The following is a 12474-nucleotide window of genomic DNA, read 5'->3' as shown; positions in this document are numbered from 1 at the left end:
TCGGTCCTCCACGCACGGAGGTCCTTCTTCAGCGCCTCCACGCCGAGCTTCTTGAACTCCTCCGCGTACTCGCACTCCCCGCCCACTGGCTCGCCCGAGGGAGGGTTCTGCTGGAGCATCTTCCGACCCAGCTGGTTCGGCCACCAGCGCTGGTTCGCCACGGCGCCGCGTGAATGAGATCCGCCCGTCACTGGGCATTTGCTTGCATCGTCTGACATGTTGGTTCTCCTTATCTTTGGCAGGTCTGTTCGTTTCGAGTTGCTCGGTCGGTATCGCTGTCGTTGCGCCTGTGTGGGACGTGTGAGACGGGGCCGGTCTCCGCTTCAATCCCCGACCGGAGTCGGGTCCTGGGCAAGACATTCGGGGCAGCGGCCCCAATAGATGACCTCTGCCTCGTCGATCTCGTAGCCCGAGTCGGCGGCGGCGGTCAGGCACGGCGCGTCACCGACTGCGCAGTCGACATCGACCATACGGCCGCAAGTGCGGCAAATCAAGTGGTGGTGGTTGTCGCCGACCCGGTCCTCGTAGCGCGCCGGCGACCCGGCCGGCTGGATGCGTCGGATGAGCCTCTTATCGGCCAGGATGCCGAGGGCGTCGTACACCGCCTGGCGCGAGATGACGCCGATCTCGTCCCGTACGACCTTGGCGACGTCGTCCGCCGTGCCGTGCGGTCGACCCGACACCGCCGCCAGAACGGCCAGGCGCTGGGCCGTGACCTGGACACCGTGTCGGCGGAGCAGATCGGCTGAGTCTTCGGACACCGCCGCAGTATGTATCCAGTTCTGGACTCTGTCAAGAACTTTGTCGAGTCCAGTTCCCCCGAGTGCGGCTCGGGTCCGCAATCGCCGCGCAAGATCAGCACGGGGAACCGGCTCTTGACATCCGGTCGTGGAGACTTGTAGAATGACCCTGCGGTCAGTAGAAGGAGTTGAAAGTCAGAATTATGACCGAAGAGACCAACAGGAGTGCAAGTCATCCGGAGATTCCGGACTTCAACCCAGGCGAGGGGCAACGCGGGGAAGACCTGCGCGGTTCGTCGCCCTTGCTCGAGGAGGCAAGAAAATGCGAACAAGAGTGTCTCTGAGGAATCTCTCCGTCTCGTTTCTCGCGATCGCCTTTCTGACCGCTGGGCCCGGTGCCGGCGAGGCGGCGCAGGAGGACAGCGCGCGCGGTTGGGTGTTGCGCGTCAGCCCCACGTGGATTGACTCGACCAACAGCGGCGGCTTCGTGGTCGGTTACGACGATGGGAGGACGGTAAGAGGGGTCGAGATGCGAGATGTCGGTGTCAGCGTCGCTGGCGAGTGCCGGCTATCGCCCCGTCTCGGTCTGGAGGTAGGCGTCCTGGCGACCTCGAGTCTCGTCGGCGTCCGAGTTCGGGATGGCGCCGTGGTCGGCGCCGGCACATCGAGCTACTACACCCTCATCGTGGGTCCGGACATCCACTTGACGCCGGACCATCCGGCCGACTTCTTTTTCGGGCCGTTTCTGGCCTTCACCGATCGCGCCGACGTCGGCTTTCACCACGACAGGATCGGCGGCGATTTCGGCTGGGGTGCGATTCTCGGAGTCGACATACCGGTTGGCGAGCGTGGTTGGCGAGTGTGCCCCAGCGTCCGGTACGTCGAGACGAATCTCGACGGCACGAACGGCAACGGTGATCGCTTCGACCTCGACTTCGATCACACGGCGGTTGGAGTCGGCTTCGGCTACCGCTGGTGACAGACGACGTGTCTGCCCGCGTCACCCCGTCGTCTCCCGGATGGCCTCCGATAGGGCCGGTGCCCCGTCGCGGTTGTGCTGGACGCGGGTAGAGCTCTGGGGCGTCGTTGACACGGGGCACGCCGTCTCAATACACTGACCGGGCAGTCAAACTGACGAACGCTCGATCAAGACATGCCCGTTGACAAGACGAAAGAACAAGTCGTTCAGGAGTTCCGGACCCAGGCGATCGAGGCGGCGGCGGTCCGCGTGATCGCCGAAAAGGGCCTCGCCGGAGCGACGATGCAGGCGATCGCCGAGGAGGCAGGAGTCGCCAAGGGTACCCTCTACCTGTATTTCGAGAGCCGGGCCGACCTCTTGCAGAAGGCGGCGGAAGCGACCTTTTCGGAGATCCTGGAACGGCTGGAGGCGGTGTTTGCCCAAGAGCTGCAGTTCGCCGACAAGATCCGGGCTCTCGTCCAGGCGCAGCTCGAGTTCGTTGACTCTCACCGGGATTTCTTCCGCCTCTACGTCGCGGTCCGCTATGCGGGGAGCGATATCGCTGAGGGTTCCCGCCTGGAGCGGCCGACGATCAGCCAGTTTCAGACCTACATGCGACGGCTGACGGAACTCCTCGCTGAAGCCGTCAAGGCCGGTCACCTGGGGAGCGTCGACCCGACAAAGCTGGCTCTCTTCATGACCGAGGGGATCAACGCAATTCTCCTCCATCGGTTGGAGGAGGCTGAGCCACCCGAGGCGGAAGCCGAGGCTGCCTGGATCACGGATTTCCTGGTGGGGCGCAAATAGTCGGCCGAACTTCCGCGTGGGTCGCAATCCCTTCAGATGCCCGCAGCGACCTGGAGAGTGATGAGAAGACCGTCGAGGTGGGCGGCTCCCGGTTGGAGTCGCTGCTGGTCGACCCAGGTGGTCTCGAGCGTCAGCTTGTTGGCGGCGCCATGGAGGTAGTAGTTCGCGCCCAGGCCGTAGATGCGGGTATCCCACAGGCCGGGCTCGTCGGGACTGATGGACTGGAAGTGGGCAAACGGTTGGAGCGCGGCGGAATCCTCCGAGCGTCGAATCAGATACCCCGCCTTGATCGCCAGGATGGCTCCGTCATCGCCCGGCCGAAGCGCGGTGTTGGCGATCGCGTTAGCGCTGTTGTCGACGGAGATGTAGGAGGTCTCGAGGGTGAGGCTGCCGCGTGTCGAGGGTTCTTCGTAGAGGAGGTCGAGGGTCCACGCGCTGTAGTTTTCGCGTTTTCCCCCGAGGACGAGATCCGACTGGCCATCCCGGCCGATGCCCAAAGAAAGCACTCGTTTGCTGCCGCGATAGGTACCCGAGTTGAACCAGGAGGTCTCCGGCTCGAAGAAGCTGTAGACGAGACGCCCGGCGAGTCGCAGATCGCCGCCGGGGTTCCTCGATGCGCCGCTCACGCCCTGGCCGACCATCAGCCGGTACTGCAGTTTGTCCTCGAGAACGTTCCCCCAAAGGGTCAGGGAGTCGTCGCGGCCGACGATGCTGGGATAGAAGATGCTGCCGCGGTAGCCGCCTTGTGCCCAGTCGAGCTCCAGGTTCAGGAGCCCCTTGGTGGAGGTGGTTCCGTAGTTGCGGGTGAAGGGCACGTACATACGACCCATCTGGAGTATCAGGTCATCGTCGTGGAGCTTCAAGTTGATCCACCCGTCGCGCAGGGCGAGTCCCGAGCCGAGGCCCACGCCGGAGTTGCCCGGGAGTCCTTCCTGGCCCAGGCGATCGCCGGCAATGTGCGCGAAGAAGCCCAGCTGTGGATTGACGGTGCCTCGGATCGAGAAGTAGACGCGCCGCAGGAGAAAGTCGCTGGAGTCCCCGGCACCGCTCTCGGGATTGTCGTCCGAGATGTTCTGGTACCACCCCTGGGTCCAGAAACCGAGGTCGAGGCTCAGTTCGTCTTTACGAAAGACCTCGACGGCGGCGGCCGAGCTCGAGAGAAATCCCGCGAGAAGGGCGGCTGATGCGAGTCGGATTGTGAACGAGCTCATGGGGTTCTCTCTCAGAACACCAGGACCCGATCGGCCGATCGGGTCCACTCCGACAGCTCGTCGAGAGTGCTGCGCCGGGTCCCTTCGGCCAGCTCGCCGTCCGCGACGCCACGAGCTTTCATGCAGGTTCCGCACACTCCGACTTCGCCACCGCGGCGAGTGACCGCCCGCAGCATGACCTCGATGTTGTAGTAGCCCTTGGGCACGGCTTGCCCTCGTTTGGCGCACGAGGCGGCGTCGCCGATCAAGAACACGCGCACCTGTTGGTCCGCCTGCTTGGCCACCGAGCCCGCGAGTCGCAGGCCGTTGTAGGAACGCTCGGTTCCGTACGGAGGATCGTTGAGAATGAAAAGGGTTGTGCTCACGAGCTTCCGCTCCTTTCCGCCGTGCTGGAGGACTCGGTGGCGTTGCGTTCGCCGATGGCGTAGCGACCTGTGCCCCCGGTGAAGGGCAGGACGAGCAGGCCGAGAAGACCTCGCGGTTCGGGTTGTTCGAGCTGCTCGACGCCGAGCTGCATCCCCTCATGGCCGGCTCGAGGCTGGGCGCGGTAGGTGCCGAAGAGCCGATCCCACCACGGTAGGTTGAAGCCGAAGTTGCTGTTGCTTTCGTCGATCTCGACCGAGTGGTGGACGCGATGCATATCGGGAGTGACGAGGATCCAGCGCAGCCAGCGGTCGAACCCGATCGGGAGACGGACGTTGCCGTGATTGAACATGGAGGTTGCGTTGAGCAGCACCGCAAAGAGAAAGACCGCGGCGGGCGGTGGGCCGAGGGCCGCGATGACCGCGAACTTGATGACGATGGAGAGGACGATCTCGACCGGGTGGAAGCGGATTCCGGTGGTCAGATCGAAGTCCTGATCCGAATGGTGGACCATGTGGAGGCGCCAGAGTACGGGCACCGCGTGGAACATGACGTGCTGCAGGTAGATGGCGAGATCGAGGAGAATCACGGACGCGATAACGGCGAGGGCGAAGGGGAGATCGATCCGGTGGAGGAGCCCCCAGCCCTCGCTCTCGGCGACAAGAGCGAGACCCACGGCTGCGGCCGGGAAGAGAAGGCGCACCAGAAGCGAGTCGACAACCGAGATGCCGAGATTGGCGAACCAGCGCTTAGAACGCGACTGACCGAGGTCACGGCGTTCGGCGATGAGCTCCCACAACGCCATGATCGCGAAGACCGCAGTGAACGAGCCCAGCCGGAGGGCGGGCTCGTGCGAAAGGAGCCAGTCCGTCACGACTGGGCTCCAGCGGCTTCGACCTCGAGCCCGTGGGCGCGCCAGTCGGGGACCCCGTCCTCGAGCCGCGCGGCCTCGAAGCCTTCCTTGCGGAGAAGACGTACCGCGTCAATCGACATGACGCAGTAGGGGCCCCGGCAGTAGGCGACGATCTGCTTGTCCCGGGGCAACTCCGCGAGGAGGCCCTCGAGTTCGGAAAGTGGTGCCGAGAGAGCCCCCGCGATGTGCGCGGTTTCGTATTCCTCACGCGGCCTGACATCGAGAACCAGCGCCTCGCCGTCGCGAACTCGGCGGATCAGCTCTTCGCGATCGACCGGCTCGAGGGTCTCTCGCGACTCGAGGAAGTCTCGCGTAATCGCCTCGACCTCGGTGAGACGCAGCTCGGCGAGCTCTCGCAAAGTGCGGAACAGATCGCAGACTTCATCGCCCGCCAGGCGGTAGGTCACGTAGGTGCCCCGCCTCTCGGTCTCGACCAGGCGGGCGCCGTGTAGCAGGCGCAGGTTCTTGGACGTGTTGGCGACGCTCTGGCCGGCTTGACGAGCCAAGGATTCGACCGTCCGCGGCCCCTGGCACAGGAGGTCGAGGAGCTCCAGACGGGTCGGGCTGGCCACGGCCTTCCCCAACCTGGCGAGCTGGTCGTAGATGGCGTCTTTGTACTGGCGGTTGGAGAGAGTCATTTGCTGGCCTTTCTCAACTATTCAACGGATAAGTTGATCATGAACGTCAGCGACTCTCATGTCAAAGCACAGCTTCAGTGCCAGTAAAGGAAGCACGTGAAGGAGGCCTTTCACGGCGTTCAACAAAAGTGCATTTTCCTGCATCGACCGATACCGATTCTTGAACCGCGTCGGGTCCGCAGCAGAGGCAAGAAAGCCAAGCCGCAACACGCCGTCTTACCGCACTGCAGCAGAGAAAAATCCGCGGGACTCGGACGATGCACTCTCTTGAATCTCGCACGCGCTTCCGGTGTAGCTGTTTCTGATGAGGCAAGTAAAATAAAGCCCTATTTTTCAACTGTTTATGGGTCCAAGACGTTCCGTGTTCATGGCATCCGACTTGCGTTATTGGTTCTGACATGAACGGACGAGAACTACTGAAACTACCTCAGTCCGAACCGGTTGCTTGACCCGGAGCGGCACGCCGTTCCTCTCGAGCCCCGGCCCCCAGAGAGTTGGAAGCTTCTCACTCCTCTTTGGCGGATCGACCGTCGGGAGGACACACATCAACTGGAGGTAAGAAAATGAGTTCCAGATTCAGCAAGAGCTGTCTCGGCATTGCGGCCGCGGCTCTGTTGCTGCTCTCGATGCCGGCCCTCGCGCAGGAGCAGACGGGTAGCATCGAGGGTGTGGTGCGGGATTTTCAGGGCGAGATCCTGCCGGGCGCCTCCGTCGAGGCGACGAGCCCGAACCTGGTCGGTACGGCAGTCGCGGTCACCAACGGCCGCGGTTTCTTCCGCTTTCCGGCCCTTCCCCCTGGCGTCTACAACGTGGTCGCGATACTCGAGGGGTTCGCGCCCTCCGGAGCCAGCGACGTCGATCTCGGCCTGGGCGCGGTGCTGAGTATCGAGTTCAAGCTCGAGCCCGGCGCCATCACCGAAGCCATCACGGTAACCGGTGAGTCGCCCCTGATCGACGTTCGGCAGAGCGCGACGGCCACCAGCCTGAGCGCGGAGATGATCGAAGTGCTGCCCAAGGGACGGGACTTCACCTCGATCGCGGCCTACACCACCCACGCTGCCGCCGAGAATTCGGCAGGTGGCATCCAGATCACCGGTTCCAGCGGCGCCGAAAACCGTTTCATCATCGACGGAATCGACACCACCGACCTGCAGATCGGCACTTCCGCCAAAGACCTGATCACTGACTTCGTCGAGGAAGTGCAGGTGAAGGCCAGTGGCTACGCGGCCGAATACGGCGGCTCGACCGGCGGCGTTCTGAACGTCGTCACCAAGAGCGGCGGCAACGAGTTCAAGGGCGACGTGCGCGCACTGTACACCTCGGACTCGTTCGCGGGCGATGGGCGTCCGACCCTGCAGCTCAACGTCGACGACCCGGACATCGCCGAGCACGTGACCTATCCGAAGGACAGCTTCGATCAGCTCGAGCCCGGTTTCTCGCTGGGCGGACCGATCGTCCGAGACAAGGTCTGGTTCTTCGCCAGCTATCAGCCGCAGGAGATCAACTCCGACCGCACCATCGAATTCACCACCGGTGAGGTCAAAACTTTCAGCCAGGACCGGCGTTTCGACTTCGCCACTTTCAACGTCAGCGGCAACATCGGCTCCAAGGCCCTGTTCAAGGTGGGCGGCAACTTCAGCCCCTACGAAGAGGACAATATCTACCCCGGGCGCAACGGCCGCGAGAACCCGGACGCCAACTACAACATCGACGAGGACAGAGAGAACCAGTCCTTCTCGGGCTACCTCGACTATCTGCCGACCTCGAACCTGATGTTCAGCGTTCGCGGCGGCCTGTTCGAGTACGACCTGCGCGAGATCGGCGTTCCCACCGACCTCAGGCAGAACTACTCGACGCTCGGCGCCAACGCCTGCGAGGCGTTCCCCGAGCTGCCGTCCAACCTCTGCAACCCGCCCGGCTGGAGCAACATCTCGACCAACGACGGTACCGCCTTCGACGTCTTCCGTCGCAGGAGTGCCGCGCTCGAGGGCTCCTACTTCGCCGAGGCGCTGGGCGACCATCGCTTCAAGGCGGGGCTGCAGTACAACGAGATCTCGAACCTGGTGCTCGACGGCTATCAGGCTCCGCGCATCCTCTACTACTGGGATCGCAGCTACACGACGACCACCGGCGAGCAGGTGCGCGGTGAGTACGGTTACTTCCGCGTGCTTCAGATTGCCACGCAAGGCGACGTCGAGAGTGAGAACCTCGCTCTGTTCATGCAGGACAGCTGGGCGGTCAACGACCGGTTGACCCTCAACCTCGGCCTGCGTGCGGAATCGGAGAAGGTGCCGTCCTTTGCCGGACCGGAGGCGATCACAGGGGTTCCCGAGACCGCCATCGACTTCGATTTCGACGACAAGCTGGCGCCTCGTCTGGGCTTCGCCTACGACGTCAAGGGTGACGGCGTGTGGAAGGCCTACGGCAGCTACGGTGTGTTCTATGACATCACCAAGCTCGAGATGCCGCGCGGCTCGTTCGGAGGCGACAAGTGGGTCGACTTCTTCTTCACCTTCGACAACTTCGATATCGGTCTGAATGAGTCCGCCGCCTGCGTCTTGGAGACCAACACGCTCAGCGACAACCCCGTTTGCGGGGCCGGGCAGCTGATCGAGGCGGTCGACCGGCGTCATCCGTCGAACGATCCCGATGACCCGACGATCGATCCGAATCTGAAGCCCATGGAGTCGCGCGAGTACACGCTCGGACTCGAGCGCGAGCTAGGTCGCAACATGTCGGCAGGGTTCCGCTACGTCCACAAGGAGCTCCGGCGGACGATCGAGGACATCGGCGTCCTGGTGCCCGGTGTCGGCGAGGTCTTCTACATCGCCAACCCCGGTGAAGGCGTCGGCCGCGACATCTTGGGTCCCGACTTCCCCAGCCAGCCGAAGGCCGTGCGCGATTACGACGGCCTCGAGCTCGAGCTCACCAAGCGCTTCTCGGACAACTGGTCACTGCACGCGAGCTACCTCTACAGCGAGCTCGAAGGTAACTATGCCGGCCTGGCGAGCTCGGATGAGGTGAGCGGCTATGCGCCCGACACCGCCAATTTCGGCATCGGTCGCAGAGCGCCCAACGTCAACCGTTACTTCGACGCCCTGCAGCAGAGCTTCGATCAGAACGGCAATCCGGTTTTCGGCAAACTCGCCACCGACCGGCCGCACCAGTTCAAGGCTCAGGGGCTGTACCGGTTCAACACGGGCACCTCGCTCGGCGTGAACCAGTACCTGGGCAGCGGTACCCCGGTGTCGCGTGAGCTCAACGTCGCTCCCGGCCTGCCCTTCTACCCCGATGGGCGTGGCTCCGAAGGACGCACGCCGACGCTCACCCAGACCGACCTCTACCTGGCACACCAGTTCGAGTTCGACAGGTACGCGCTCGAGCTGAACATGAACGTGCTCAACCTCTTCGACGAAGACACCCCACTGGTGGTCTGGAACGTCCAGACGACCGCGGAGGATCTGCCGCTTTCGGAGGAAGAGTTCTTCGCCGGTTTCGAGGCCGATCAGGTGATCGCCGACAACGACGTCCAGCTCGATCCGCGCTTCGGCCTGAACGAAGTGTTCCAGGCTCCGCGTGAAATCCGCTTCGGCGTCAAGTTCATCTTCTAACAGCCGACTTGCCGGCAAGGCGCTAAATGGCGAGGGCCGAAACGGTCCTCGCCGTTCTTCTTGGCGGCATCCTCACCGCCGGCTCGTAATGGCACACCCCTGCTCAAGCAGAAGATGCGGATGGATCCGAAATGCGTCGGTGCTTTCAAGACCGGTTTGGCAGACGAATAGTGGCTGGGTATTGGGGCCCCGACCTGTCAAGGCCTCAACCTCCAAGGCCGACCAGCACTCCGAGCGAAGCAAGGTCGATGTCATCGCCGGCGACATCGAAATATCTCTCCCACTCGACTCGAATCTCGGTGCGGTTCGCTGCGCGGTATTGGAGGCCGATCCCCAAGGTGGCATCGGTGCCGGACTCCGAGCGGGTTGAGTTTCCGAACTGGTTGATCGTGGTCAGATCCGCTTTCCATGCAGTTGCGCCGGCCTTGGCCAAGAAGATGGCGCGCCTTGTCAGCGGCAGGGTGCCGACGATTGCAGCCACGGCCGCGTGCGGCTCGTCCAGATCGATGCTCACCGGTCCTTCGCTAAGTCGGGTGCCCGAACCGTCCGAGGACACGAAGAGGGTCGTTTCACCGTCGACATCGTTGTTGAGGTCGACGTAGCCGAGCTCGATCGAGAGGTGTCGACCCAGTCGGCGACCGCCGAAGAGCTTCCAGCCGGTGTCTGAATTGTCGACGGTGGCGTCGCGGATCGAGCCGTCGGAAAGGTCTTCGACGCCGTGGTGGAGGGAGGAGGCCCCGTAGCTGCCGCCGGCGTACCACCGGTGCGGAATTTCGGCTGGGAACGAGGCGGTGGTGGAGACTGTTATCAGGAAGACAGCGATTCCGAGAGTCTTGTTTGTGGTCATTTCTTTATCCAGTAGGGTTGCCGGCCTGTCGAAGCCGGCGGTGAAGTGTGTTTTGGGGATTCGTCAACGAACCGGCTCGATCGGTGCGGGTTCGGTGCTGGGTTCAGAAACTGTCTGTCGGTTGCCCGAGCCTCGATCACATGACGAGCGGTGCTGAGCAGGGCGAGCGTCAGGGCGCGGGAATCCTGGCGGGTTAGGAAGTGGTCGTCGCCCAGCAGAAGCAGGGTCCGAGAGCCCGGGAGGATCTGATCGGTGAGAAGGGCGAGACCGTCGTTCGGTTCCAGGCGCCGCAGCTTGCGGTAGCCGCCCTTGGCTTGCCTCGAGACGTCGCCACTCAGGGGCACAGGCACCACGTTGATGATCGGTAGGTCCGGAGGCAGGCTGAGGTCGGCGAGCCGCTGTCGTGACTCGAGCGTGCGCAGGCTCCGGACTCCATCCGGTTTCAGGTTGTTCCACCAAAGGGCCACCTTGACCAACCACCACCGCGAGGGCCGCAGCGCCCGGTCGGCGAGCGGGCTGCCACCCAGCAAACCGCCGATGTTGATCCACGCAACGACCGGTCGCGCTTCCTCGCGCTCGAGTAGCCGGCCGAGGGCAAGGGCGACCTCCGGACCCCCCTTGCTGGCACTCACGATGAGGATGCGCTCGTCTCGAAGCTCGCGAAGAGTTGCCGCGATCTGTCTGGCGTTGCTCTCGACCGAGCCGGCTTCGTCGGTCTCGATCAGTCGATTGGAGACTCCCATCTCAGTCAGTTGGCTTCGCGGGACGGCGAAATCGCCGCCCGTCTCCGGGTGGCTCAGATAGAGGAAGCCGGGTACGAACAGTACGGTCGGTTTGCTGGTCCGGTTGGCACGTGCGACTGTCTGTCGTTTTCGCAGTTTCGCCAGCTCGCGGGCATAGATCGCGTCAAGCTCTGCGTTCTCCGGGTTGGCGAGAACCGACCGTGCCAAGAGAAGTGTTGCGAGATCGACGGAGTGGCGCCGGGTGACCTCCTGAAGCTCCTCGCGGGCGAGGATCGAGGAGACCGCGCGGCGATCGAGCCGAGCGAGCTCTGTCGGGAGGGCCGGGGCGGGGTCCCTATCCCTCGATGGGGGCCGCCGGAGAAGCCAGGCCAGATACTCGGTTGCCTCGTCGGAGTCGACTCGGCTTCGCAGAAGCTCCTGGCCCGAGGAGATCTTCGACGAGCTCTCGGCGACCGGTGTTGCGCCGCACGAGAGGGCGGCGATCAGGTGGAGTAGTAGAAGGGCGGTGAATCTCATGGCCGGATGCCTTTGTTGTAAATTGACTGACGGAGCCAGTCATTTATTAGTCGTGTCTTTCCCGTTTGTGTCTCCTCGGGTCCAGTAAGACGCTTTCGATGCGGCCTACGCGGCCACCAGGCTGTTCAGGAGCAGGCCCACGACATTCGTTCGGACAGTCTCGCTGTCCGGCAGCGTCTCTGGGTCGGGGTCGCGGTGACAGTGCCTTGCGAAGAGCGTGACGTTCTCGATCAGGAACCTCGCCGATACGACCGGCGAGCCGGCGTCTCGAAACTGGTCCGAACCTACTCTCGAGGCTACGTACCGGGTGTACCTTTCGAAGAGCCCACGGCGAAACCGGAAGAAGACGAGCTGGACCTCTCGGGGCAGATCGGGCATCGATCGCTCGAGTGCGTCGGCATGTCCTCTGGTAGCTGCGGTCGTCTCCCAAAACTCCCCGAGGATCTCAGCCAGCTCGCTGCGTGGGTCGTCGGCCGCGTCCTTGGTGAGCGCCTGCTCGAGTGCGGGAAGTGCAAACGTGCGATGAAGCTGGCGATCGAGGCGCGCGGCGAGCTCCTCGGTCGCGACCGCGGGGACCGGCAGGTCGCTGGGGAGCTCGACCGGCTCGGGGTCGGCCCCGCGCTCGATCAGAAGGCCGAACAGGGCTTCCTTACTTTCTACATAGTTGTAGAGGGTTCCCTGAGAGACCTCCAGGACTCGTGCCACGTCCGACATCCGACTCGAACTGAAGCCCTTGGTGCCAAACACCTCGAGGCCGGCCGCGATCAGGCGGTCCATGAAATCTTGGGGGCGGGCGCGAACCATGAGTGGGATCATAAAGTGAATGACTCAATCAGTCAATAATACGGAAGACCTCTTCGGAGGTTTCAGAAGGGAATAGAGCAAAGTCAACAGGGTGGATCTCGTTTGAGCGGGAGCAGCCGTCGAACAACCGGCGAACGATTAGCTCGAAGGTGTTGACAGTGACTCCTGGCCTGGGTACACTAGGCGCAACTAGGGCGTAAGTAGGATCCACCAACCTTTAAGGAGAGCGGAAGATGTCCAATTCCATTGCCGAGTCCCTGATCGCAGACATGAAGCAGGAGGGCAAGTACTCGCGCGCCATCCTCGGGGCCGTGCCCGCCGAT

Annotated in this window: 12 protein-coding genes; 3 read left to right on the top strand and 9 right to left on the bottom strand. The window is 63.3% G+C overall.

The window, feature by feature from the left end:
* Together GY769_25385 and GY769_25380 are read right to left on the bottom strand one after the other, a co-directional pair.
* A partial coding sequence (locus GY769_25385; GenBank protein MCP4205258.1) for a hypothetical protein occupies window positions 1-218 on the bottom strand: 218 nt, incomplete at its 3' end.
* Between the two features lie 105 nt (window positions 219-323).
* Window positions 324-740 carry a transcriptional repressor gene (locus GY769_25380; protein ID MCP4205257.1) on the bottom strand — a complete coding sequence of 139 codons (417 nt, stop codon included), beginning with the start codon at window positions 738-740 and terminating at the stop codon, window positions 324-326.
* A 322-nt stretch (window positions 741-1062) separates the two neighbouring features.
* On the opposite strand from GY769_25380, the gene GY769_25375 reads away from it, so the two are divergent.
* Window positions 1063-1719 carry a hypothetical protein gene (locus GY769_25375; GenBank protein MCP4205256.1) on the top strand — a complete coding sequence of 219 codons (657 nt, stop codon included), beginning with the start codon at window positions 1063-1065 and terminating at the stop codon, window positions 1717-1719.
* 174 nt (window positions 1720-1893) lie between these two features.
* The gene (locus GY769_25370) at window positions 1894-2505 is read left to right on the top strand and encodes a TetR/AcrR family transcriptional regulator (GenBank protein ID MCP4205255.1); all 612 of its coding nucleotides are present in this window, start codon (window positions 1894-1896) and stop codon (window positions 2503-2505) included.
* 32 nt (window positions 2506-2537) lie between these two features.
* Here GY769_25370 and GY769_25365 read toward each other — a convergent pair whose 3' ends face one another.
* From GY769_25365 to GY769_25350, 4 genes are read right to left on the bottom strand one after another with little or no spacing between them, the layout of a single operon-like run.
* On the bottom strand, window positions 2538-3716 hold the full coding sequence (locus GY769_25365) for a hypothetical protein (protein MCP4205254.1): 1179 nt from the start codon (window positions 3714-3716) through the stop codon (window positions 2538-2540).
* Window positions 3717-3727: 11 nt separating this feature from the next.
* Window positions 3728-4081, bottom strand: coding sequence for a hypothetical protein (locus GY769_25360; GenBank protein ID MCP4205253.1), 354 nt, complete (start codon window positions 4079-4081; stop codon window positions 3728-3730).
* Window positions 4078-4953 carry a sterol desaturase family protein gene (locus GY769_25355; protein ID MCP4205252.1) on the bottom strand — a complete coding sequence of 292 codons (876 nt, stop codon included), beginning with the start codon at window positions 4951-4953 and terminating at the stop codon, window positions 4078-4080. The genes GY769_25360 and GY769_25355 overlap by 4 nt, the downstream gene beginning before the upstream one ends.
* A complete protein-coding gene (locus GY769_25350) occupies window positions 4950-5630 on the bottom strand; it encodes a metalloregulator ArsR/SmtB family transcription factor (protein ID MCP4205251.1) in 681 nt (226 codons plus the stop codon). Before GY769_25350 ends, GY769_25355 begins: the two co-directional genes overlap by 4 nt.
* A 563-nt stretch (window positions 5631-6193) precedes the next feature.
* Between GY769_25350 and GY769_25345 the strand changes: the two genes are divergently transcribed.
* Window positions 6194-9241, top strand: coding sequence for a TonB-dependent receptor (locus tag GY769_25345; GenBank protein ID MCP4205250.1), 3048 nt, complete (start codon window positions 6194-6196; stop codon window positions 9239-9241).
* 205 nt (window positions 9242-9446) lie between these two features.
* Here the strand turns inward: GY769_25345 and GY769_25340 are convergent, their stop codons facing one another.
* The 3 genes from GY769_25340 to GY769_25330 all read right to left on the bottom strand — a co-directional run bounded on the left by GY769_25340 (window position 9447) and on the right by GY769_25330 (window position 12151).
* Entirely contained in the window at window positions 9447-10088 is a 642-nt protein-coding gene (locus GY769_25340; protein MCP4205249.1) for a porin family protein, read from the bottom strand.
* Window positions 10085-11347, bottom strand: coding sequence for a hypothetical protein (locus tag GY769_25335; protein MCP4205248.1), 1263 nt, complete (start codon window positions 11345-11347; stop codon window positions 10085-10087). The genes GY769_25340 and GY769_25335 overlap by 4 nt, the downstream gene beginning before the upstream one ends.
* A gap of 105 nt (window positions 11348-11452) precedes the next feature.
* Window positions 11453-12151, bottom strand: coding sequence for a TetR/AcrR family transcriptional regulator (locus tag GY769_25330; GenBank protein MCP4205247.1), 699 nt, complete (start codon window positions 12149-12151; stop codon window positions 11453-11455).
* Window positions 12152-12474: the final 323 nt, after the last annotated feature.

The sequence above is a fragment of the bacterium genome (genome assembly GCA_024224155.1).
Taxonomy (GTDB): domain Bacteria; phylum Acidobacteriota; class Thermoanaerobaculia; order Multivoradales; family JAHEKO01; genus CALZIK01.
This window is presented reverse-complemented; position numbering and strand designations above follow the sequence as displayed.

Coding starts and splice junctions, on each gene's coding strand:
- GY769_25375 (MCP4205256.1), top strand. CDS start 1,063: ATGCGAACAAGAGTGTCTCTGAGGAATCTCTCCGTCTCGTTTCTCGCG.
- GY769_25370 (MCP4205255.1), top strand. CDS start 1,894: ATGCCCGTTGACAAGACGAAAGAACAAGTCGTTCAGGAGTTCCGGACC.
- GY769_25365 (MCP4205254.1), bottom strand. CDS start 3,716: ATGAGCTCGTTCACAATCCGACTCGCATCAGCCGCCCTTCTCGCGGGA.
- GY769_25350 (MCP4205251.1), bottom strand. CDS start 5,630: ATGACTCTCTCCAACCGCCAGTACAAAGACGCCATCTACGACCAGCTC.
- GY769_25345 (MCP4205250.1), top strand. CDS start 6,194: ATGAGTTCCAGATTCAGCAAGAGCTGTCTCGGCATTGCGGCCGCGGCT.
- GY769_25340 (MCP4205249.1), bottom strand. CDS start 10,088: ATGACCACAAACAAGACTCTCGGAATCGCTGTCTTCCTGATAACAGTC.
- GY769_25335 (MCP4205248.1), bottom strand. CDS start 11,347: ATGAGATTCACCGCCCTTCTACTACTCCACCTGATCGCCGCCCTCTCG.
- GY769_25330 (MCP4205247.1), bottom strand. CDS start 12,151: ATGGTTCGCGCCCGCCCCCAAGATTTCATGGACCGCCTGATCGCGGCC.